Source organism: Actinoplanes sp. NPDC023714 (assembly GCF_040639855.1).
Lineage (GTDB): Bacteria > Actinomycetota > Actinomycetes > Mycobacteriales > Micromonosporaceae > Actinoplanes.
Map to the genome: position 1 here is coordinate 501707 of NZ_JBFAAR010000001.1, position 20889 is coordinate 522595.

Genomic DNA, 20889 nt, shown 5'->3' on the forward strand with positions numbered 1-20889 from the left:
GGCGCCGTTCGCATGTGGTCCGCTTTTCTCACAGGCTTGGGAGACTTCGATGAGCAACGACCGTCTGAGCGCGCTTCTCGCCGAGTACGCGGACCTCGAGAAGCAGATGGAGGACCCCTCCATCCACGCCGACCAGGCGCTGGTCCGCCGCGTCGGCAGGCGCTTCGCCGAGCTGGCGCCGCTGAACGCGGCGAACAACGAGCTCGAGGCGGCCCGCGCCGACCTGGCCGCGGCGAAGGAGCTCGCCGCCGAGGACCCGGCGTTCTCGTCCGAGGTCGAGGCGGTCGCCGCGACGCTGCCGGCGCTCGAGGAGAAGCTCGGCGAGATGCTGATGCCGCGCGACCCGAGCGACGCCAAGGACGTGATCGTCGAGATCAAGGCGGGTGAGGGCGGCCAGGAGTCCGCGCTCTTCGCCGGCGACCTGCTGCGCATGTACACCCGGTACGCGGAACGCCGCGGCTGGGTGGTCGAGGTGATCGACTCGCAGGAGTCGGACCTCGGCGGCGTGAAGGACATCTCGGTGGCCGTGAAGACCAGGGGTGTGCCGGAGGGAGGCCACGGCGTCTGGTCCCGGATGAAGTGGGAGGGCGGCGTGCACCGCGTGCAGCGGGTGCCCGTCACCGAGTCGCAGGGCCGGATCCACACCTCCGCGGCCGGCGTGCTCGTGCTGCCCGAGGCCGAGGACGTCGACGTCCAGATCGAGCCGGGCGACCTGCGGATCGACGTCTACCGCTCGTCCGGCCCCGGCGGCCAGTCGGTAAACACCACCGACTCGGCGGTCCGGATCACGCACATCCCCACCGGCACGGTGGTGAGCTGCCAGAACGAGAAGAGCCAGCTCCAGAACAAGGAGTCGGCCATGCGGATCCTGCGCTCCCGCCTGCTGGCGCAGGCGCAGGAGGCGGCGGACGCGGCGGCCGGCGACGCGCGCAAGGCACAGGTGCGTACGGTGGACCGCTCCGAGCGGGTCCGCACCTACAACTTCCCGCAGAACCGGATCACCGACCACCGGATCGGATACACGGCGTACAACCTCGACCTGGTTCTCGGCGGCGAGCTGGACGGCGTGCTGGACGCGCTGGCCGAGGCGGACCGCGCGGCCCGGCTGGCCGGCGAGACCGAGATCAGCCGACGGCCGTGACGACCAGCCGGTCCTCCCGCTGGCAGGCCAGGTAACGGTCGATCGAGCCGCACCGCCAGCGCTGCTCCACGTCGGCGAACGTCTCCAGCAGGCCGACCCGGGTGACCTCGCCGGTGGTCAGGTCGAGGTAGTCGACGGCGTCCCGCATCGGGTCGCGGTAGACCCGGTGCAGCAGCAACAGCGAGCCGTTGTACTCCTCGGCGCGCATCGGGTAGCCGACGCCGCCGGGGCCGACCCTCCCGCCGGTGGCCGGGTCGACCACGACCTGCCGGGGCGGGTCGGCCACCTCCTCGGCGATCAGGCGGTCGCCGACCATCACGGCGGCGCCGAAGCCGGGCAGCTCCCAGAGCCGGCGGCCGGTGCGCGGCTCGAGGCCGTAGAGCGCGCCGGCGTCGGCGTGGCAGAGCACCGGGCCGCACTCGGAGATGTACGAGTACGACGACATCTCGGTCTCCCAGAGCCGTTCCAGGCTGCCGGCCCGGTAGGCGGTGACCCGCGCCCTGCTCGGGCTGTTGCGGCTCACCAGCACGAGGTCGTCGGCGATCGAGAGGTACGTGTCGGTGCCGGCCACCGTGTCGGTCGGCGTCCACGGCAGGTTCTTCTCGTTGATCACCGAGCCGTCGGCGTAGCGCAGCACCGTGGTGCGGCCGGCCCGGTTCGCCAGGATGACCAGGATCGGGGACGGCCCCTCGTTCTGGACGTTGAGGTGCAGCGCGCCGCCGGCCGCGTGCCGCCAGATCTCGGCGCCGGTGCGGGCGTCGACCAGCCGTACGGTCACGTAGTCCCCGGTGCTGTCCCGGTCGGCGAGCAGCACCGACGCGGACGCCACGGCCTGCACCTCGCCGGTGACCTTCCAGAGCCGGCGCCCGGTGGACGCCTCCACGGCCGTGGTGCTGCCGCCGTACGCGATCTGCCCCTGGCTGCCGTCGTCGAACTCGAGGTTCGCGTACTTCTCGTCGCCCGGGATCAGCAGCAGGCCGGCCTCCGGGCCCTGGTACATCCAGCTGACGTTGCCGTCCGACTCCCGGGTCCAGCGAACCGCGCCGGTCGCCGGGTCGTACGAGGTCAGCTCCACCGTGGCGGGGCCGGTGCTCCGGAAGACGAAGATGCCGTCCTTGCGGATCGCCATCGAGTCCTGGTCGCCCATCGGCGCCGACCAGACGTCGTGCACGAGCGGGGTGGCCGGCGGCGCCGCGCCGCCGAGGAGCAGCAGGCTGGCGAGGACCACGGCGCCGAGGAGCGCACGGCGTACCGATCGGGGGTGGAACTCGCCCGGGGAGCCCTCGGGTTCGGTGGGGACGTTGAACTCGCCCAGCTCGATGATGGTCATCGGGGCACCGCGGCGACGACCATCCGGTCCCAGCCGGTGCAGACGAGGTAGCCCGGCGCGGTCCGGCAACCCTGCTGGTCGGGCAGCGGCTCGAGGGACCCGAGCACGGACACCCGGCCGGTCGCCAGGTCGACGCGGGTCACCGAGGTCCGGCCGATCGGCTCGCTGGTGGGGCGCAGCAGCAGGATCTCGTCCTGCCAGCGGTCCGGATACGCCATCCAGCCCGGCACCGGCGGGGAGAGCGCGCGGCCGGTCCGGCTGTCGAGGAGCACGTGCTCGGAGCCGTTCTGCCGGTCGGTGAGGATGCGATCTTCGGTCATGACGGAGGCGATGATCTCAGGCCCGCGCCACAGCTCGCGGCCGTTCCCCGGGTCCAGCGCCGCGAAGCCGCCCTGTCCCCAGGTGCAGATGACGCCGACGCAGTTCGCCAGCGGCCCGCTGATCAGCGGCTCGAGGCCGTCCAGGCGGTAGACGTCGGTGTCCGGGTCCCCAGGGCCGAAGGCGCTCATGTAGAGCAGGCCGGCGCCGACGCTGAGCTCGGAGTACCGCCCGGCGCCGGCCGTGATCCGGCGGCTTGCCAGGCGGGCGCCGTCGGCCCAGGCCAGGACCGTCACGTCACCGGCCGCCGTCCGGGTGACCACCCGGCCTCCGGCAGCCTCCACGCCGACGTCCTGGATCGGGGCGCCGTCGTCGCGGGTCCAGAGCGGGACGCCGTCCTCGAGCCGGACCCGGGACAGCGAGCCGATGCCGCCACGCGGGTCGAACCGCTTCAGCAGCGCGCTGCCGGCCTCGATCCCCTCCGCGTGCGGCTCACCGGGCCGCCGCCACAGCTCGGCGCCGGACGCCGCCCGCAGCGCGATCGTGGTCCGGGAGGCCAGCGCGGCCGGCCCGTCCGGGTCGCCGGAGGAGGCCGGGTCGGCGGTGACCAGCACCGGCCCGCCGTCCGGCGCCGGGCCGACCGAGATCAGGTGGGCGTCGGTGCTCCAGCGCCACAGCCGCCGGCCGTCGGTCAGCGAGTACGCCACCAGCTCGGACCGCTCGCCGCCGCTGAGGACGTAGAGCGTGTCGCCGGCGAGGGCGACGCTGTCCTCCTCCTGGTCGTGCGGGGCCGTCCAGAGGAGACGGACGCCGGGGGCGCCCGGCCGGGTGGCAGCACCGCAGGCGAGCAGGCAGATCAGCACGGCGAGCAGGGCGACCGGGCGCAGCCGGCGGCGGTCGAGCCCGGCGGTGATCCGGTCCGCCACCGGTTCCGGTGTGCGGGCGCCGGACACGTCGCCGAGCTCGATCAGGGCCATCTACGTCGGTTTCCGGCTCGCCGCCGCGGCCGCGAGGGCCGCGCTCAGGCCACGACCGTTGCGGCCCACCTCGGACCAGCCGGCGGCCAGTCCGATCGGGGAGCCGGGCACGAGCGCCTGCCAGTTCTCCGCGTTCGCCGCGGCGCCGATGCGGCGGGCCACCTCGGCCGCCTGGCCCGGCCCGGCGCCCGGCAGGATCAGCACGAACTCGTCGCCGGCGAACCGGGCCACGAAGTCGCCGCGCCGCATGGTCCGGTGCAGCACCCCGGCGATCCGCTGGAGGACCAGGTCGCCGCAGTGCCGGCCGTGCCGGGCGTTCACCGCGGTGAACCCGACGATGTCGCAGATGCCGACGGCGGCCCGCTCGCCGCGCGCCAGCAGAGTGTCCACATAGCGCTCCAGCTGGCGGCGGTTCGGCAGGCCGGTGAGCGGGTCGACGAGCGTCTCGTCGCCGTAGCGGGTGGGGTCGCGGTGGGTCTCCTGGGCGTCCAGCCGGGCGGCCACCCCGTCGAGATAGCCGTCCCGGAGCTGGTCGATGCGCTGGGCGGCGAGGCGGAAGGCGTACCGGTCCAGGGCGTGCGCGGCCTCGTGGTCGCCGGCGCTGGCGTGGCAGATGCTGCGCAGCCGGGCCGGCTCGGGCGCGCCGAGCACCTCGGCCGAGACCGGCACGGCCTCCAGCATGGACAGTGCGCGCTCCGGCTTGCCGTCGGCGATGGTGAGGCAGACCGAGCCGAGATGCCGCAGGTCACGGGTGCGCACGCTGTCGCCGCCGCCGATCAGCCAGGGGGCGGCGTCGGCGCCGGTCGGCTCGCCGAGGGCGGCGCGGCGGGCCAGCGCGTAGCCGTAGACCGTGCGGCTGCCGGGGCGCAGCTGGTCGGTGGCGATGTATCGCGACAGTTCGGCGTCGATGTCGCGCAGCACCCGCAGGCAGCCGTCGGTGTCGCCCTGGTGGTCGAGCGCCACGGCGTTGCGCAGCCGGATCCCGGGGGCCGCGAAGATCTCCGGGGCGAGGCCGGCGCTCGCGCCGACCTCACGGGCCTGCTCGATCGCGGTCAGCGCCTGGCCGTGGAAACCGAGGTAGGAGTAGGCCATCGCGAGGTCGTGCCAGCCCCAGGCGGTCTCCGCGTCGCGCTCGGGGACGGCGGCGAGCGCGCGGGCGGCCTGCACGAGGTGGGTGACCCCGCGGTCGAGGTTGCTCTGCAGATGGGCGCCGAGCGCCGCGAACGCGTGCATCTGGCCGCGGAGATAGGGGTCGGGGACCTCGCGCACGGCCTCGGCGGCGACCGCCATGGCGGTGGACAGCTCGGCGACCCGGCCGAGATTGATCATCGCGCCGAAGCGCTGGATCAGCGCGTAGGCCCTGGTCGGCGGATCGGTCGTGCTGGACAGGACGGCATCGAGGATCGGAAGTGCCTGCGCGGACTGCCCGTTCTGTTGCAGTTGCCCGGCCCGGCGCAGGTCCTCGACGTGTTCCGCGAGCTGGTCCAACCAACCCACCAGGCGCCTCCCACGGCCTCGGCGCGCCGCGGGGTAACCCGGCCGAACCCCGGCGGACAGCGACGTCTCATGATTATGCCGTGATGCCGAGCCACGAACACCCCCGCGAGAGCGCGGATCGGACGCGTCTCGCGCCCGTCCTGGCGGCCGCCACATCGGAGCTGACCGCCGCCGGGGTGGCGTCGCCGCGGGTCGACGCCGAGCTCCTGGCCGCTCATGTCCTCGATGTGCCACGCGGCCGGCTGCTGATAACCGACACGATCCGGGCCGCCGAGTTGGCACGATTCCGGTCGCTGGTGGCCGGGCGCGCCCGGCGGGTCCCGTTGCAGCACCTGCTCGGCACGGCCGCCTTCCGCCACCTCGAGCTGGCGGTCGGCGACGGCGTCTTCGTGCCGCGGCCGGAGACCGAGCTGCTGGCCGGCTGGGGGATCGAGCGGACCGCGCCGGGCGCCACGGTGGTCGACCTGTGCAGCGGCAGCGGCGCGATCGCGCTGGCCGTGGCGGACGAGACCGAGGCGGCCCGGGTGGTCGCGGTGGAGAGGTCCGAGGCCGCCCTGCGCTGGCTGCGGCGCAATGCCGCAGACTTCCCATCGGTACGGGTGGAGCACGGCGACGTGACCGATCCCGACCTTCTGGCCGAACTGCGGGGAGGGGTGGACGTCCTGCTCTGCAATCCGCCCTACGTCCCCGACGGCACCCCGGTCCCGCCCGAAGTGTCCGATCACGACCCGGCCGAGGCGGTGTTCGGCGGCGGCGACGGCCTGGAGATCATCCGGCCGGTGATCGCGCTGGCCGCGAAGCTGCTGCGCCCCGGTGGATGGCTCGGCATCGAGCACGACGACGTGCACGGCGCCGCGGTACCCGCACTCCTCGATGCCGACGGCAGGTTCACCGAGGTGACGGCGCACGACGACCTCACCGGCCGGCCGAGATATGCGACCGCCCGTCTCGGGTGACGGCATGGCAGACTGCACGTCGTGATGCTCTACGACTGCTCCACCGTCGCCGACCGGGACCGTGGCATCGCGGCGGCCGTCGAGGCGGTCAAGAGCGGCGAACTCGTGGTGATGCCCACCGACACCGTCTACGGCGTCGGCGCGGACGCCTTCACCGCCCACGCGGTCACCCAGCTGCACCACGCCCGCGGCTCGGACCGCCGGGTGCCCCCGCCGGTGCTGGTCGGTTCCCGGCACACGCTGGACGGCCTGGTCTACTCGCTGCCCCGGGCCGCCCGGGAGCTGGCCGACGCGTTCTGGCCGGGCGCGCTCACCATCATCGTGGAGCACTCGCCGAGCCTGCAATGGGACCTCGGCGACACCGGCGGCACGGTGGCCGTCCGGATGCCGCTGCACCCGGTCGCGCTGGAGGTGCTGCGCGAGGTCGGCCCGATGGCGGTCACCACCGCGAACAAGCTCGGTTCGCCCGCGCCGCTCACCGCCGACGAGGCCCGCGACCAGCTGGAGTACGCGGTCCGCGTCTACCTCGAGGCCGGTCCGGCGGCCGACCCGGCGCCCAGCACGATCGTCGACGTGACCGGCGACGTGCCGCGGGTGCTGCGGGCCGGCGCGATCCCACTCGAGAAACTGCGCGACGTGGTTCCGGACATCGTCGATGGGCAGGCGTGACGTGGCGCCCTTCACCGTCCTGCACGTCTGCATGGGCAACATCTGCCGGTCGCCGATGGCCGAGCGGCTGCTCGACCGCGCCGTCCAGGACCGGCTCGGGACGGACCGGCTCGGCACGCACCAGGCCGGCGAGGCCGGCCTGGTGCGCAGCGTGAGCGCCGGCACCGGCGGCTGGCACGAGGGCGAGGAGATGAACCCGCCCGCGGCCCGCCAGGTCCGGTCCCGGCGCGGTTCCGCCGACGGCTTCGCCGCCCGCAAGCTGCGCGGCGACTTCATCGACGAGGCGGACCTGATCCTCACGGCGACCGCCGACCAGTACGACTACGTGGTCGCCCTGCGCCCGGACGCCGCGAGCCGGACGTTCGTGCTCGGCGAGTTCGGCCGGCTGATGGCCGGCATCGACCGGGCCGCCCTGCCGCCCGCCGAGGCGAAGCCGGACGCCGTGTACGCCCGGGGCACCGCGATCGTCGAGGCCGCGGCCCGGTTGCGCGGCAGTGACGCCCCGCTGCCCGGCGACGACCTGGACGACCCGTGGGGCCGCGGCGACCAGACGTTCCAGCGGATCGGCGACGAGATCGAGGACACCACGATGCCGCTCGCCAAGCTCCTCCTGCCGTGATCGTCCGTCCCGACGCCGACGGCATCCGCCGCGCGGCCGAGATCCTGGCCGCCGACTCGGTGGTCGCGTTCCCCACCGAGACCGTCTACGGCCTCGGCGCGCACGCGTTCTCGGAGAAGGCCGTCGGCGCGATCTACCGGCTGAAGAACCGGCCCTCCTGGAACCCGCTGATCGTGCACGTCGCCTCGGTGGAGGCGGCCCGCGGGCTGGCCGAGACCTGGCCGGCGCGGGCCGACGAGCTGGCCGCCCGGTTCTGGCCGGGGCCGCTCACCCTGGTCGTCCGCCGGGCCCGGCACCTGCCCGGGATCGGCGCCGCGAACGACACGGTCGCCATCCGGGTGCCGGCGCACGACGTCGCGCTGCGGCTGCTCGAGGCGTCCGGCCTGCCGCTCGCCGCGCCCAGCGCGAACCGCTCGGAGAGCATCTCGCCGACCACCGCCGAGCATGTTCTGCGCAGCCTCCCGGACGTGCCGCTCGTGCTGGACGGCGGCGCCTGCTCCTGGGGCATCGAGTCGACGGTGCTGGACGTGACCGGCGAGGTTCCCCGTCTCCTCCGGCCGGGCGCCCTCGGCTTGCGCGCCATCCGCGACGTGACCGGCGCGATCGCGCTGCCGGACGAGGTCGCCGACGGCGCGGCCCGGCCGTCGCCGGGGATGAGCCGGCGGCACTACGCGCCCCGCGCCCGGGTGCTCCTCCGCAAGGACGTCCGGGACGTGGACCGGGCCGGGCTGGCCGAGCCGATCGGCGTGCTCACCCACGAGGGGGAGGGCACCGAGGTGCTCTCCGCCGACCCCCGCGAGTACGCCGCCGACCTCTACGCGGCCCTGCACCGCCTCGACGACGCCGGGGTCGCGACGATCCTGGTGCAGGAGCCGCCGCAGACCGAGGAGTGGCTAGCGGTGCGCGACCGGCTCTCCCGGGCTGCCGCTGCTCCGGAATGACTCGGCGGTGGCCGTGATGTTCTTGGCCATGCCGCTGAAGACGATGCCGTGGAAGGGCAGCACCGAGGCCCAGTAGAGGTGCCCGGCCAGCCCGCGCGGCAGGAAGATCGCCCGTTGCCGGTAGACGCTGCCGCCGTCCGGGGACGGCTCGGCGCGCATCTCCAGCCAGGCCCGGCCCGGCACCCGCATCTCGGCGCGCAGCCGCAGCAGCGAGCCCGGCTCGATCTCCTCGACCCGCCACCAGTCGAGCGCCTCGCCGACCCGCAGCCGGTCCCGGTCGCGCCGCCCGCGGCGCAGGCCGACGCCGCCGGCCAGCCGGTCCATCCAGCCGCGCACCGACCAGGCCAGCGGGAACGAGTACCAGCCGTTCTCGCCGCCGATGCCCTCGATCACCCGCCACAGCCGGTCCGGCGGCGCCTGCACCGGGCTGCACCGCTCGTCGACGTAGAGGCTGCCGCCGGACCAGCCCGGGTCGCTGGGCAGCGGCTCGGCGTCGGCGTCCCGGCCGGAGGCGCTGGACCAGCGGGTCTCCACGTCGGCGTCGCGGATCTTGCCGAGGGCCAGCCGGACCGCCTCGTCGAACCCGAGCGGCGCCTCCTTCTCGCCGAGCATCCCGGCCAGGTCGTTCTCGTGCGCCACGGCCTCGTGGACGAGGCTCGCCACCAGCGGCCGGGCGATCGCGTTCGGCACCGGGGTGATCAGGCCGACCCAGTGCGCGGAGAGCCACGGGCTCAGCACCCGGGTGGGCAGGATGACCCGGCGGGGGAGCCCGGCCACCCGGGCGTACCGCTGCATCATCTCGGCGTAGGTGAGCACGTCGGCGCCGCCGATGTCGAAGCCGCGGTTCACCTCGGGCGGCAGCCCGGCCGCGCCGATCAGGTAGCGCAGCACGTCACGGACCGCGATCGGCTGGATCCGGTTGGTCACCCAGCGTGGCGTGACCATGGCCGGCAGCCGCTCGCTGAGGTACCGGAGCATCTCGAACGACGCCGAGCCGGACCCGATGATCACCGGTGCCCGCAGCACCGCCGTCGGCACCCCGCTCTCCAGCAGGATCCGGGCCACCTCGGCACGGGACCGCAGGTGCGGGGAGGGCCGGTCGCCGGCGGGCGGCTCGGGGCCGCCGAGGTAGATGATCCGCCGCACGCCGGCCGCGCGGGCCGCCGCCGCGAAGTTGCGGGCCGCCTCCCGGTCGCGCCGCTCGAAGTCGCTCTGGCCGAGCGAGTGCACCAGGAAGTACGCCACGTCGACGCCCTCCAGGGCGGCCGGCAGCGTGGCGGCGTCGGAGAGGTCGGCCTCGACGATCTCGACCCGGCTCGCCCAGGGCGCGTCGCGTAGCCGGCCGGCGCTGCGCGACAGGCAGCGGACCGTGTGGCCGGCGTCGAGCAGCCGGGGAGCGAGGCGGCCGCCGATGTATCCGGTAGCGCCGGTGACAAGGCATCGCATAAGTGCAGACTGTGCCCGCGAACAGGGCCTCTCAAGCCATATGCTTTTAAATCGCAGGTCCGCGAGGGGAGGCCGGATGGGCACCTTCTGGGGTCCGGACTTCGGCGCGCTCGAGCGCGACGATCCGGAGATCGCCGCTGTGCTCCTCGACGAGCTGGCCCGCCAGCGGGAGACGCTCCAGCTGGTCGCGAGCGAGAGCTTCACCTCGACGGCGGTGCTCGCGGCGCTCGGCTCGACGCTGGCGAACAAGTACGCCGAGGGCTATCCCGGCCACCGCTACTACGGCGGCTGCGCCGAGGTGGACCGGGCCGAGCAGCTCGCCATCGAGCGGGCCCGGGAGCTCTTCGACGCCGAGCACGCCAACGTCCAGCCGCACTCCGGCGCGTCGGCGAACCTCGCGGCGTACGCGGCCCTCGCCGAGCCCGGCGACCCGGTGCTCGCGCTCGGTCTCCCGCACGGCGGTCATCTCACCCACGGCAGCCGGGCCAACTTCTCCGGCAAGTGGTTCCACCCGATCGCCTACCGGGTCGACCCGTCGACCGAGGAGATCGACTACGACGAGGTGCGCGACCTCGCCCTGGCCCACCGGCCCAAACTGATCATCTGCGGCTCGGCGTCGTACCCCCGGCTGATCGACTTCGCCCGGTTCCGGGAGATCGCCGACGAGGTGGGCGCCTACCTCATGGTGGACGCGGCGCACGTCATCGGCCTGGTGGCGGGCCGGGCCGTCCCGTCGCCGGTGCCCTTCGCCGACGTGGTCACCTGCACCACCCACAAGGCGCTGCGCGGTCCCCGGGGCGGCATGATCCTCTGCCGGGCCGACCTCGCCCAGCGGGTCGACAAGGCGGTCTTCCCGTTCGCGCAGGGCGGCCCGATGATGCACACGGTCGCGGCGAAGGCGGTGGCCCTCCGCGAGGCGGGCATGCCGGCGTTCCGGAGGTACGCTCAGCAGACCGTCCGTAACGCCCGCGCCCTCGCGGCCGGGCTGGCCGGGGAGGGGATGCGTCCCGTCACCGGCGGCACCGACACCCATCTCGCTCTGCTCGACCTGCGCGAGCTGGGCGTCTGCGGGCGGGAGGCCGAGGCGCGCTGCGCCCGGGCGCGGATCGCCCTCAATAAAAACGCGATTCCGTACGACCCGGAGAAGCCCGCGGTGGCGTCCGGCCTCCGGGTCGGGACGCCCGGCGTCACCTCCCAGGGCATGGGGGAGGACGAGATGCGGCGGATCGCCGGCCTGGTCGGGCTCGCGGTGCGCAGCGACCCGGCCACGACCGCCGGCGCGAGCCGGCTGGACGAGGTGCGTGAGGGGGTGTCGGAGCTGGTCCGGCGTTTCCCGGTCTACGAGGAGCAGGGGGTCATGGCGTGAGGCGTGGAGAACCGGTGGACGTGGTTCCCTACGTGCCGGATGCGGCCGACGAGGAACCCGAGACTCCGCTGCCGGATCTCCCCCCGCTCCCCGCGGATCCGCGCTGGCGGGTCGAGCACCTGCCGTTCCTCTCCGCGGTCTCGATGGCGCTGCTGACCTTCGCGGCCTCCGCCGGGTTCTTCGTGGGTGGCGCGGCGTCGGCGCTCGGCGCGGCGGCCGGCGTCCTGATCGTCACCCTGAGCTTCACGATGAGCACCCTGGTGATCGCCTGGGCCGACACGGTCCGCCCGGCTCTCCTGATGCCGCTCGGTCTGCTCACCTATACGGTGAAGTACACCCTTCTCGGTGTGATCCTCGCGTACGGGGTCTCGAGCGAGTGGGACGGCCGGACGGCGCTCGGCCTCGGCATCGTCGCGGGGGTCATGGTGTGGACCGCCGTACAGGCCTGGTGGATGTACCGCAAAACGGCGCGTAAGTGATCTACGGCACGCTATCGTTGCTGGTCAGGGCGGTACAAGTCGGGCAGGGAGCCACGATCCGGTGACCTTCCCGCTCGTGGCGTGTTCCGTTTTGGCGCGACAGGAGTACCGTGTCCTTCCAGTTGCGAGACCCTCGACGCCTGGACAACTGCGGTTGTGCGGGGGGTCCCGCTTAGCTTCGTGTTTCCTGCTGATATCGTTCGGGCCGTCATGACCGGCCAAGAACCTCCCCCCGAATCTCGCGGTGACAAAGGTCAGCAACCTCCCGACACGGGAGTGGGCATGACCGCCGTCTCCTATCTCATCGCGGGCATGTTGGTGTGGGGTGGGATCGGGTGGCTGGTTGACCACTTCGTCGGAACCAAGGGCATATTCGCCGGCATCGGCGCCGTCCTCGGTGTCGCCGGAGGTGTGTACCTCATCGTGCGCCGGCTCGGCGCCTGACAGGAAGGGCCATGGTGATCGGTCAGTCGACGGTCCTCGCGGCGGCGTTCCCGCCCAGCGTCGAGGACTTCTACCTGCCCAGCATCCTGCCGTGGGGCGAGCACGACAACTACTGGTTCACCAAAGTCACCCTGCTCATCTGGGTCTCGGTAGCGCTGCTGATCCTGTTCTTCCTGTACGCGTACCGGAAGCCGCAGCTGGTCCCCACCAAGAAGCAGTGGCTGGCCGAGAGCGCGTACGGCTTCGTGCGGAACAACATCGCGGTCGACATGATCGGCCCGGCCGGCGTGCGCTTCGCGCCGTACCTGACGACGCTGTTCCTGTTCGTCTTCGTGAACAACTTCTTCGGCATCGTGCCGCTGATCCAGATGTCGCCGATGTCGCACATCGCGTTCCCGACGGTCCTCGCGGTGATCAGCTATGTGATGTTCATCTATGTCGGCATGCGTCACCACGGGCCGCTGAAGTACTTCAAGCACGCCCTGATCCCGCCGGCGCCGTGGTTCATCCTGCCGCTGCTGATCCCGATCGAGTTCTTCTCGAACTTCATCGTCCGCCCCTTCTCGCTGGCGGTTCGTCTCTTCGCCAACATGTTCGCGGGCCACATGCTCCTGCTGGTGTTCACGCTCGGCGGCTTCGCGATGCTCAACGCGAACGTGCTGCTCGCACCGGTCTCGGTTCTGTCCTGGCTGCTCACCATCGCGCTGACTCTCCTCGAGTTCCTGGTGATCTGCCTCCAGGCCTACGTCTTCACGGTGCTGACCGCGAGCTACGTCCAGGGCGCGCTCGCCGACGAGCACTGAGCAGTACCGAACTACTAGTTACACCCCGTTGTCGTCCCGCGTGACAGTCACGCGAGATACCAGGAGGAACTGAGAATGCTTCTCGCCGACGTTGTTGGTAGCACCGCCGCCATCGGCTACGGCCTCGCCGCCATCGGCCCGGGCATCGGTGTTGGTCTGGTCTTCTCGGCCTACATCCAGTCGACCGCCCGCCAGCCGGAGTCGTCGCGACTGACCCTTCCGTACGTCTGGATCGGCTTCGCCGTCATCGAGGCTCTCGCGCTGCTGGGCATCGCGTTCGGCTTCATCTGGCAGGGCTAGTTCTGATCTCCAGCCTCGACTAGGAGGTTTCAATGATCAACCTTTATCTGGCAGCCGAAGAGGGCGCCTCCGAGCACAACCCGATCATCCCGATCTGGCAGGAGATCGTCGTTGGCTCGGTCGCCTTCGCGGTGCTCTGCTTCGTGCTGATCAAGTTCGTCTTCCCGCAGATGGAGAAGACGTTCCAGGCACGGGTGGAAGCCATCGAGGGTGGTATCAAGCGCGCCGAGGCCGCCCAGGCCGAGGCCAACGAGCTGCTGGAGCAGTACCGCACCCAGCTCGCCGAGGCCCGGACCGAGGCCGCTCGCATCCGCGACGAGGCCCGTGCCGACGCCGAGGGCATCCGGCAGGACGTGCTGGCGAAGGCCCGCGAGGAGTCGGACCGCATCATCGCGGCCGGCAACGAGCAGCTCTCCGCCCAGCGTGAGTCCATCGTGCGGGAGCTCCGCAGCGAGGTCGGCACTCTTGCGGTCGACCTGGCCGGCAAGATCGTCGGCGAGGCTCTGGCCGACGAGGCCCGCACCCGCGGCACCGTCGAGCGGTTCATCGCTGACCTCGACGCCACTGGCACGGGGCGGCGCTGATGACGTCGAGCGTAAGCCGCGAGGCCTACGGCGAGGCGTCGGACCGGCTGGTCGCGGACACCGCGTCCGCCACGGCCGCGCAGCTGGCATCGGTCGCCGACGAGATCCTGTCGGTGGCCGGCCTGCTGCGGGCGCAGCCCCGGCTGCGCCGAGCGCTGACCGACCCGTCGCGGCCGGGCAGCGACCGGGCCGACCTGCTCCGCTCGCTGCTCGCCGGCAAGCTCGCCGAGACCACGGTGAACGCGCTGGCCACCCTGGTGGCCGGTCGCTTCGCCTCGCCGGCCGACCTGCTGGACTCGACCGAGCGCCTCGGGGTGGACACCCTGCTGGCCTCGGCCGACCGGGACGGCAAGCTGGCCGACGTCGAGGACGAGCTGTTCCGCTTCAGCCAGATCGTCGCGGGCGACTCCGCGCTGGCCGTCACGCTGAGTGACCCCAGTGCGACCGTCGAGCGCCGGGTTAAGCTGGTTCAGGACTTGCTCAAGGGCAAGGTCCACGTCGCCACGGGCCGGCTCGCCGAGGTCGCCCTCGACGGTTTCGGCGGTCGTGGCTTCGAGGCCTCGCTGACCCGGCTGGTCGAGCTGACCGCCGCCAAGCGGGACCGCGAGGTGGCGTACGTGACGGTGGCGAAGCCGCTCACCGACGCCGAGGAGCAGTCCCTCGGCGCGAAGCTGTCCGCCATCTACGGCCGCGAGGTCTCGCTGAAGGTCGGCGTGGACCCCGAGGTCATCGGCGGGGTCAGCGTCCGCGTCGGCTCCGACCTCTACGACGGCACGATCCTGCGTCGGCTGAACGCCGCCAAGCAGGCGTTCGCTAAATAGACATTTCCCCTCGATTTCCATCGAGAAGGCCCCTCGGCGGCGGAGACGTCCCGAGCTAGACAGAGAAGGCAGAGGATGGCCGAGCTGACCATCTCCTCGGACGAGATCCGGGGGGCGCTAGAGCGCTACGTCTCTTCCTACGAGGAAAAGGTCTCCCGCGAGGAGGTCGGCATCGTCTCCGACGCGGGTGACGGTATCGCCCACGTCGAAGGCCTGCCCTCGGTGATGGCGAACGAGCTGCTCGAGTTCGCCGACGGCACCCTCGGTGTCGCGTCGAACCTCGACGTGCGTGAGATCGGCGCCGTGATCCTGGGCGACTACGCGAACATCGAGGAGGGCCAGCCGGTCAAGCGCACCGGCCGCGTCCTCTCCGTCCCGGTGGGCGACGCCTTCCTGGGCCGCGTCGTCGACGCCCTGGGCAAGCCGATCGACGGTCTCGGCGAGATCGCCAACGAAGGCTTCCGCGAGCTTGAGCTCCAGGCGCCGAACGTCATGGCCCGCCAGCCCGTGAAGCAGCCGCTGCAGACCGGCATCAAGGCGATCGACGCCATGACGCCGATCGGCCGCGGCCAGCGCCAGCTGATCATCGGCGACCGCAAGACCGGCAAGACCACGGTCGCGATCGACACGATCATCAACCAGAAGGCGAACTGGGAGTCCGGCGACCCCGCCAAGCAGGTCCGCTGCATCTACGTGGCGATCGGCCAGAAGGCCTCGACCGTCGCGAGCATCCGGGGCACCCTGGAGGCGCAGGGCGCGCTGGAGTACACGACGATCGTCGCGGCCCCGGCGTCCGACCCGGCCGGCTTCAAGTACATCGCCCCGTACACCGGCTCGTCCATCGGACAGCACTGGATGTACAACGGCAAGCACGTCCTGATCGTCTTCGACGACCTGACCAAGCAGGCCGAGGCGTACCGCGCCGTGTCGCTGCTGCTGCGCCGCCCGCCGGGCCGCGAGGCCTACCCGGGCGACGTCTTCTACCTGCACTCCCGCCTGCTGGAGCGCTGCGCCAAGCTCTCCGACGAGCTGGGTGGCGGCTCGATGACCGGTCTGCCGATCATCGAGACGAAGGCCAACGACATCTCGGCCTTCATCCCGACCAACGTCATCTCGATCACCGACGGCCAGATCTTCCTGGAGACCGACCTGTTCGCCTCGGGTGTCCGCCCGGCGATCAACGTCGGTACCTCGGTCTCCCGCGTGGGTGGTTCGGCGCAGGTCAAGGGCATGAAGCGGGTCTCCGGCCGGCTCCGCCTCGACCTGGCCCAGTTCCGTGAGCTGGAGGCCTTCTCGGCCTTCGCCTCCGACCTGGACAAGGCGTCGCGCGCCCAGCTCGAGAAGGGCGTCCGCCTGGTCGAGCTGCTCAAGCAGCCGCAGTACTCGCCGTACTCGGTCACCGAGCAGACCATCGTCATCTGGGCCGGCACCACCGGCCAGCTCGACGACGTCCCGGTCGGCGACGTGCGCAAGTTCGAGCAGGAGCTGCTCGACCACATCAAGCGCAACCTGAGCGAGGTCTACACCTCGATCGAGTCCACGAACAACCTGACCGACGACAACATCGCCGCGCTCGAGGGCGCCGTGGTCGAGTTCAAGAAGTCGTTCCAGGGCTCGCAGGCCAGCGAGAGCGGTAACTAGGCATGGCCGGTCAGGTACAGGCGCTGCGGCGGCGCATCCGCACCGTCAAGTCGACCAAGAAGATCGCCAAGGCGCAGGAGCTGGTCGCGACCAGCCGGATCGCCAAGGCCCAGGAGCGGGTGAACGCGTCCCGGCCGTACTCGGAGGCGATCACCAAGGTCCTGGGCGCGCTGGCGAAGAACGCTTCGGTCGACAACCCGCTGCTGGTCGCGCGCGAGCGCGTCCAGCGGGCGGGTGTCCTGCTGATCACGAGTGACCGTGGCCTGGCCGGCGCCTACAACGCCAACGCCATCCGCACCGCCGAGCAGCTGATCGCTCAGCTGAAGTCGGAGGGCAAGGAGGTGGCGCTGTACGTCGTGGGCCGCAAGGGCGTCGGTTACTACCGGTTCCGCAACCGGGACATCGCCGCCAGCTGGACCGGTTTCTCGGAGCGTCCGACGTTCGCCGACGCCAAGCGCATCGGCGACGCCCTGATCGAGGCGTTCGCGGCCGGCTCGGCCGAGGACGGCACGTTCGGGCCGGAGGGCATCGCGGGCGTGGACGAACTCCACATCGTGAGCACCGAGTTCAAGTCGCTGATGACGCAGTCCGCGGGCGCGAGGCCGCTGGCGCCGGTCCAGGTCGGCGACCAGGACGAGGAGCCCGAGGGTCTGCGCGCGGCGTACGAGTTCGAGCCGGACGCCGACGAGCTGCTCGACGCGCTGCTCCCGAAGTACCTCAACACCCGTCTGTACGCGGCGTTGCTGGACTCGGCGGCGAGTGAGTCGGCATCCCGGCGGCGGGCGATGAAGAGCGCGTCGGACAACGCCGACGACCTTCTCAAGCGGTACACGCGCGAGATGAACTCCGCGCGGCAGGCTGCGATCACCCAGGAAATCAGTGAGATCGTCGGCGGCGCCAACGCGCTGGCCGAGGCGGGAAGTGATGTGTGATGACTGCTGTAGCTGAGCCCACCAAGGCGGAGACTGCTGTCGGCCGCGTCGTCCGGGTCATCGGCCCGGTCGTCGACGTCGAGTTTCCCCGTGACGCCATGCCCCCGATCTTCAACGCGCTGCACGTCGACGTCACCCTCTCCGAGGGCACCAAGACGCTGACGCTGGAGGTCGCCCAGCACCTGGGTGACAACCTGCTGCGCGCGATCTCGATGCAGCCGACCGACGGCATGATCCGCGGTTCCGAGGTCAAGGACACCGGCGCGCCGATCTCGGTGCCCGTCGGTGACGTGACCAAGGGCCACGTGTTCAACGCCCTCGGCGAGGTGCTCAACGTCGACCCGTCGACGCTGAACGTCACCGAGCGCTGGGCGATCCACCGCAAGCCCCCGGCGTTCGCCGACCTCGAGCCGAAGACCGAGATGCTGGAGACCGGCATCAAGGTGCTCGACCTCCTCGCGCCGTACGTGCGTGGTGGCAAGATCGGCCTGTTCGGCGGCGCGGGCGTGGGCAAGACGGTGCTCATCCAGGAGATGATCATCCGCGTTGCCCGCAACTTCGGTGGTACCTCCGTGTTCGCCGGCGTCGGCGAGCGCACCCGTGAGGGCAACGACCTCATCCTCGAGATGGACGAGGGTGGCGTTCTCGACAAGACCGCTCTGGTCTTCGGCCAGATGGACGAGCCGCCGGGCACCCGCCTCCGGGTCGCCCTGACCGCTCTGACCATGGCGGAGTACTTCCGGGACGTCCAGAACCAGGAGGTGCTGCTCTTCATCGACAACATCTTCCGGTTCACCCAGGCCGGCTCCGAGGTGTCGACCCTGCTCGGCCGTATGCCGTCCGCCGTGGGTTACCAGCCCACGCTGGCCGACGAGATGGGCGAGCTCCAGGAGCGGATCACCTCGGTCCGCGGCAAGGCGATCACCTCGCTGCAGGCGATCTACGTGCCCGCCGACGACTACACCGACCCGGCGCCGGCCACCACCTTCGCCCACCTGGACGCGACCACCAACCTCGAGCGGTCGATCTCCGACAAGGGCATCTACCCGGCCGTGGACCCGCTGGCCTCCAGCTCGCGGATCCTGGCGCCGGAGTTCGTCGGCGCCGAGCACTACGCGGTCGCCCGTGAGGTCCAGCGGATCCTCCAGAAGTACAAGGACCTGCAGGACATCATCGCCATCCTCGGTATGGACGAGCTCTCCGAGGAGGACAAGGTCACGGTCGCCCGGGCCCGTCGCATCGAGCGGTTCCTGTCGCAGAACACCTACGCGGCGGAGCAGTTCACCGGCGTCCCCGGCTCGACGGTCCCGCTGAAGGAGACCATCGAGGCGTTCAAGAAGATCTCCGAGGGTGAGTACGACAACTACCCCGAGCAGGCCTTCTTCATGTGCGGTGGCCTCGAGGACCTCGAGAAGAACGCGCACGAGCTGATGAAGGGCTGATCGAGCCCCTTCGAACGCGGGGAGCCGCGCCGGCGAGCACGCCGGCGCGGCTTCTGCGTATCCGCCCGCTGCCGCTGCGTTCACCCAACCTGTGAACTGTGTTTATGCAGCCTGGGAGTGGGAATCGAGGTTCCGGAAATCCGCCCGGGCGTGGGTATGCTTGGCCGCGCGTTCGCATGGGCCGGCGAGATTTTGGGGATCGGGTGGCTAAGTCTTTCAAGCGCCGCACTCCGCTGTGGGCACGTCTCTGCGCGATCTTCGGCAGTGTGCTCATGGTGGTCAGCGGCGGTGTGCTGGTCGGTGGCAACGCCCTGATCTCCAAGTACACCGGCGCCGTGGACGCCGGCGGCGGCAGCCTCATCGGCGACCCGGCCGCGGCCACCCAGAAATCCGAGATCAAGGGCCCGATCAACATCCTGCTCGCCGGCATCGATCCGCGCGACACGAAGACGGCGCCGCTCTCCGACTCGATCATCGTGGCGCACATCCCGGCCTCGATGGACCAGGTCTACCTCTTCTCCATCCCGCGTGACCTCTACGTGGAGATCCCGGCGTTCGCCCCGACCGGCTTCAAGGGCGGCAAGTCGAAGATCAACGCGGCGATGTCGTACGGCAGCGCGGTGGGCAACGGCGAGCACGACGTGAAGCAGGGCTTCCAGCTGCTGGCGAAGACGGTCACGAAGCTGACCGGGATCAAGACGTTCGACGCCGGCGCCATCGTGAACTTCGGCGGCTTCAAGGACATCGTCGAGGCCATGGGCGGCGTCACCATGACGATCGACCAGAACGTGAAGTCGGAGCACCTCCAGCCGAACGGGAAGCCGCGCCCGCGCATCCCGGGCTGCGACAAGTGCGCGCACCCCTACACCGGTCCGCAGAAGACCTACAAGAAGGGCACCTACCACCTCGAGGCGTGGGAGGCCCTGGACTACGTCCGCCAGCGTTACACGCTGCCGAACGGCGACTACGACCGCCAGCGGCACCAGCAGCAGTTCATCAAGGCCATGGCGAAGCAGGCCATGAGCAAGGACGTCGTCTCCAACCCGTCGAAGCTGCTGTCGATCCTGGACGCGGCCGGTGAGTCGCTCACCTTCGACGGCGGCGGCAACAGCGTGATCGACTGGGCCACGGCGCTGCGCGGCGTCAACACCGACGACATGACCACGATCAAGCTGCCCGGTGGCGGGCTCTTCGCGCCGGGGTCCAACAAATACCTGGGCGAGCAGCTTCAGGGCGACTACGAGTCGTTCTTCGAGGCGGTGCGGAAGGACGACATCGCGCCGTTCCTGCTCGACCACCCGGAGTACGTCAACGTCAACAGCTGACCCCGTACCACGCGTACGCGGGCAGCCGTTTAGACTTCACCCGTTCAGGTTCTGCAGTCAGAGGAGACCAGGTGGCCAACCAGCTGCATGTCGAGGTCGTCGCCGTCGAGGAGAAGGTGTGGTCCGGCGAGGCGGAGATGCTCGTCGCGCGTACCACCGAAGGCGAGATCGGTGTGCTCCCCGGCCACTCGCCGCTGCTCGGCCTGCTCAAGGAGCCGTCCCAGGTCCGGGTGAAGCTCGCCGGTGGTGAGCAGCTCACCTACGACGTGGCCGGTGGCTTCCTCTCGATCGACGCGAACGGCGTCACGGTGCTCGCCGAGAGCGCCACGCCCGCCACGCCCGAGTCCCACTGACGCCGACGATGCGGGTTCTGGAAATCGTCGGAATCTGCGTCGCCGCGCTGCTCGCGCTCCTCTTCGCAATCTTCTTCCGCCGCCGGCTGCTCATGGCCGGCGGCGGAACCATTCGCCTGCAGGTCCGGATCAGCACGCTGGTGCCGGGCCGCGGCTGGTCGCCCGGCCTGGGGCAGTTCGTCGGCGACGAGCTCCGCTTCCACCGCATGTTCAGCCTGGCGATCCGGCCCAAGAGGGTGCTCGACCGCCGATCGCTCACGGTCGAGGAGCGGCGCCTGCCGACCGGCCCGGAGCGGCTCACCATGCCCGGTCACTGGGTGGTCCTGCGCTGCGCGACGAGCGGCGCGCAGATGGAGATCGCGATGGCGGAGACCACCGTCACCGGTTTCCTCTCCTGGCTCGAGGCGGGCCCGCCCCGCGACCCGGGCGCGCTGCGCAGCAGGCCGGTCTTCGGCCCGCGCCCGATCGAGCCCTGAGACCGACGCCTCTCGCACCCATCGCGCCC

The 20889-nt window shown here is 71.3% G+C and carries 22 protein-coding genes; 18 read left to right on the forward strand and 4 right to left on the reverse strand.

Annotated elements, in window-relative coordinates:
• Positions 1-49: 49 nt before the first annotated feature.
• A complete protein-coding gene (gene prfA, locus AB0G10_RS02495; protein WP_360915313.1) occupies positions 50-1141 on the forward strand; it encodes a peptide chain release factor 1 in 1092 nt (363 codons plus the stop codon).
• Here prfA and AB0G10_RS02500 read toward each other — a convergent pair.
• From AB0G10_RS02500 to AB0G10_RS02510, 3 genes are read right to left on the reverse strand one after another with little or no spacing between them, the layout of a single operon-like run.
• Positions 1125-2471, reverse strand: a complete 1347-nt coding sequence (locus tag AB0G10_RS02500) for a PQQ-binding-like beta-propeller repeat protein (RefSeq protein ID WP_360915316.1) — start codon at positions 2469-2471, stop codon at positions 1125-1127. The two genes, prfA and AB0G10_RS02500, sit on opposite strands and share 17 nt — an antisense overlap.
• Positions 2468-3766, reverse strand: a complete 1299-nt coding sequence (locus AB0G10_RS02505) for a PQQ-binding-like beta-propeller repeat protein (protein WP_360915319.1) — start codon at positions 3764-3766, stop codon at positions 2468-2470. The genes AB0G10_RS02500 and AB0G10_RS02505 overlap by 4 nt, the downstream gene beginning before the upstream one ends.
• On the reverse strand, positions 3767-5263 hold the full coding sequence (locus AB0G10_RS02510; protein WP_360915322.1) for a GGDEF domain-containing protein: 1497 nt from the start codon (positions 5261-5263) through the stop codon (positions 3767-3769).
• 83 nt (positions 5264-5346) lie between these two features.
• Here AB0G10_RS02510 and prmC point away from each other — a divergent pair, with 83 nt between their 5' ends.
• Genes prmC through AB0G10_RS02530 form a run of 4 tightly spaced genes read left to right on the forward strand, consistent with a single transcriptional unit; the run spans position 5347 to position 8448 of the window.
• A complete protein-coding gene (gene prmC / locus AB0G10_RS02515) occupies positions 5347-6219 on the forward strand; it encodes a peptide chain release factor N(5)-glutamine methyltransferase (RefSeq protein ID WP_360915325.1) in 873 nt (290 codons plus the stop codon).
• Positions 6220-6243: 24 nt separating this feature from the next.
• Positions 6244-6888 carry an L-threonylcarbamoyladenylate synthase gene (locus tag AB0G10_RS02520; RefSeq protein ID WP_360917928.1) on the forward strand — a complete coding sequence of 215 codons (645 nt, stop codon included), beginning with the start codon at positions 6244-6246 and terminating at the stop codon, positions 6886-6888.
• A 1-nt stretch (position 6889) separates the two neighbouring features.
• On the forward strand, positions 6890-7507 hold the full coding sequence (locus tag AB0G10_RS02525; RefSeq protein ID WP_360917929.1) for a phosphotyrosine protein phosphatase: 618 nt from the start codon (positions 6890-6892) through the stop codon (positions 7505-7507).
• On the forward strand, positions 7504-8448 hold the full coding sequence (locus AB0G10_RS02530; RefSeq protein ID WP_360915327.1) for an L-threonylcarbamoyladenylate synthase: 945 nt from the start codon (positions 7504-7506) through the stop codon (positions 8446-8448). The genes AB0G10_RS02525 and AB0G10_RS02530 overlap by 4 nt, the downstream gene beginning before the upstream one ends.
• Here AB0G10_RS02530 and AB0G10_RS02535 read toward each other — a convergent pair.
• On the reverse strand, positions 8401-9894 hold the full coding sequence (locus AB0G10_RS02535; RefSeq protein ID WP_360915330.1) for an SDR family oxidoreductase: 1494 nt from the start codon (positions 9892-9894) through the stop codon (positions 8401-8403). The genes AB0G10_RS02530 and AB0G10_RS02535 overlap by 48 nt on opposite strands.
• Positions 9895-9970: 76 nt before the next feature.
• On the opposite strand from AB0G10_RS02535, the gene glyA reads away from it, so the two are divergent.
• From glyA to AB0G10_RS02600, 13 genes are all read left to right on the forward strand, one after another.
• Positions 9971-11260, forward strand: coding sequence for a serine hydroxymethyltransferase (glyA, locus tag AB0G10_RS02540; protein ID WP_360915333.1), 1290 nt, complete (start codon positions 9971-9973; stop codon positions 11258-11260).
• Between the two features lie 32 nt (positions 11261-11292).
• Positions 11293-11739, forward strand: a complete 447-nt coding sequence (locus AB0G10_RS02545; RefSeq protein ID WP_360917930.1) for a hypothetical protein — start codon at positions 11293-11295, stop codon at positions 11737-11739.
• A gap of 210 nt (positions 11740-11949) precedes the next feature.
• Positions 11950-12183 (forward strand): hypothetical protein, encoded by a 234-nt coding sequence (locus AB0G10_RS02550; protein WP_360915336.1) that lies wholly within the window; start codon positions 11950-11952, stop codon positions 12181-12183.
• Between the two features lie 14 nt (positions 12184-12197).
• Positions 12198-12986, forward strand: a complete 789-nt coding sequence (gene atpB / locus AB0G10_RS02555) for a F0F1 ATP synthase subunit A (protein WP_360917931.1) — start codon at positions 12198-12200, stop codon at positions 12984-12986.
• A 75-nt stretch (positions 12987-13061) separates the two neighbouring features.
• Positions 13062-13286 carry an ATP synthase F0 subunit C gene (locus tag AB0G10_RS02560; protein ID WP_360915339.1) on the forward strand — a complete coding sequence of 75 codons (225 nt, stop codon included), beginning with the start codon at positions 13062-13064 and terminating at the stop codon, positions 13284-13286.
• 32 nt (positions 13287-13318) lie between these two features.
• Positions 13319-13870, forward strand: a complete 552-nt coding sequence (locus tag AB0G10_RS02565; RefSeq protein WP_360915342.1) for a F0F1 ATP synthase subunit B — start codon at positions 13319-13321, stop codon at positions 13868-13870.
• The gene (locus AB0G10_RS02570; protein WP_360915344.1) at positions 13870-14691 is read left to right on the forward strand and encodes a F0F1 ATP synthase subunit delta; all 822 of its coding nucleotides are present in this window, start codon (positions 13870-13872) and stop codon (positions 14689-14691) included. The genes AB0G10_RS02565 and AB0G10_RS02570 overlap by 1 nt, the downstream gene beginning before the upstream one ends.
• A gap of 75 nt (positions 14692-14766) precedes the next feature.
• Positions 14767-16332, forward strand: coding sequence for a F0F1 ATP synthase subunit alpha (gene atpA / locus AB0G10_RS02575; RefSeq protein ID WP_360915347.1), 1566 nt, complete (start codon positions 14767-14769; stop codon positions 16330-16332).
• Between the two features lie 2 nt (positions 16333-16334).
• A complete protein-coding gene (locus AB0G10_RS02580) occupies positions 16335-17264 on the forward strand; it encodes a F0F1 ATP synthase subunit gamma (protein WP_360915350.1) in 930 nt (309 codons plus the stop codon).
• Positions 17261-18706, forward strand: a complete 1446-nt coding sequence (atpD, locus tag AB0G10_RS02585; protein ID WP_360915353.1) for a F0F1 ATP synthase subunit beta — start codon at positions 17261-17263, stop codon at positions 18704-18706. Before AB0G10_RS02580 ends, atpD begins: the two co-directional genes overlap by 4 nt.
• A gap of 176 nt (positions 18707-18882) precedes the next feature.
• A complete protein-coding gene (locus AB0G10_RS02590) occupies positions 18883-20031 on the forward strand; it encodes an LCP family protein (protein WP_360915356.1) in 1149 nt (382 codons plus the stop codon).
• Between the two features lie 71 nt (positions 20032-20102).
• The gene (locus AB0G10_RS02595; protein WP_196413689.1) at positions 20103-20384 is read left to right on the forward strand and encodes a F0F1 ATP synthase subunit epsilon; all 282 of its coding nucleotides are present in this window, start codon (positions 20103-20105) and stop codon (positions 20382-20384) included.
• A gap of 8 nt (positions 20385-20392) precedes the next feature.
• On the forward strand, positions 20393-20860 hold the full coding sequence (locus AB0G10_RS02600; protein ID WP_360915359.1) for a DUF2550 domain-containing protein: 468 nt from the start codon (positions 20393-20395) through the stop codon (positions 20858-20860).
• Positions 20861-20889 lie beyond the last annotated feature (29 nt).

Bases quoted from the DNA above. Each gene is read 5' to 3' on its own strand.
- AB0G10_RS02535 (WP_360915330.1), bottom strand. From the start codon at position 9,894: ATGCGATGCCTTGTCACCGGCGCTACCGGATACATCGGCGGCCGCCTC.
- AB0G10_RS02565 (WP_360915342.1), top strand. From the start codon at position 13,319: ATGATCAACCTTTATCTGGCAGCCGAAGAGGGCGCCTCCGAGCACAAC.
- AB0G10_RS02590 (WP_360915356.1), top strand. From the start codon at position 18,883: ATGGGCCGGCGAGATTTTGGGGATCGGGTGGCTAAGTCTTTCAAGCGC.
- AB0G10_RS02570 (WP_360915344.1), top strand. From the start codon at position 13,870: ATGACGTCGAGCGTAAGCCGCGAGGCCTACGGCGAGGCGTCGGACCGG.
- AB0G10_RS02600 (WP_360915359.1), top strand. From the start codon at position 20,393: ATGCGGGTTCTGGAAATCGTCGGAATCTGCGTCGCCGCGCTGCTCGCG.
- AB0G10_RS02550 (WP_360915336.1), top strand. From the start codon at position 11,950: ATGACCGGCCAAGAACCTCCCCCCGAATCTCGCGGTGACAAAGGTCAG.
- atpA (WP_360915347.1), top strand. From the start codon at position 14,767: ATGGCCGAGCTGACCATCTCCTCGGACGAGATCCGGGGGGCGCTAGAG.
- AB0G10_RS02505 (WP_360915319.1), bottom strand. From the start codon at position 3,766: ATGGCCCTGATCGAGCTCGGCGACGTGTCCGGCGCCCGCACACCGGAA.
- glyA (WP_360915333.1), top strand. From the start codon at position 9,971: ATGGGCACCTTCTGGGGTCCGGACTTCGGCGCGCTCGAGCGCGACGAT.
- AB0G10_RS02580 (WP_360915350.1), top strand. From the start codon at position 16,335: ATGGCCGGTCAGGTACAGGCGCTGCGGCGGCGCATCCGCACCGTCAAG.
- AB0G10_RS02560 (WP_360915339.1), top strand. From the start codon at position 13,062: ATGCTTCTCGCCGACGTTGTTGGTAGCACCGCCGCCATCGGCTACGGC.
- prfA (WP_360915313.1), top strand. From the start codon at position 50: ATGAGCAACGACCGTCTGAGCGCGCTTCTCGCCGAGTACGCGGACCTC.
- AB0G10_RS02520 (WP_360917928.1), top strand. From the start codon at position 6,244: ATGCTCTACGACTGCTCCACCGTCGCCGACCGGGACCGTGGCATCGCG.
- AB0G10_RS02500 (WP_360915316.1), bottom strand. From the start codon at position 2,471: ATGACCATCATCGAGCTGGGCGAGTTCAACGTCCCCACCGAACCCGAG.
- prmC (WP_360915325.1), top strand. From the start codon at position 5,347: ATGCCGAGCCACGAACACCCCCGCGAGAGCGCGGATCGGACGCGTCTC.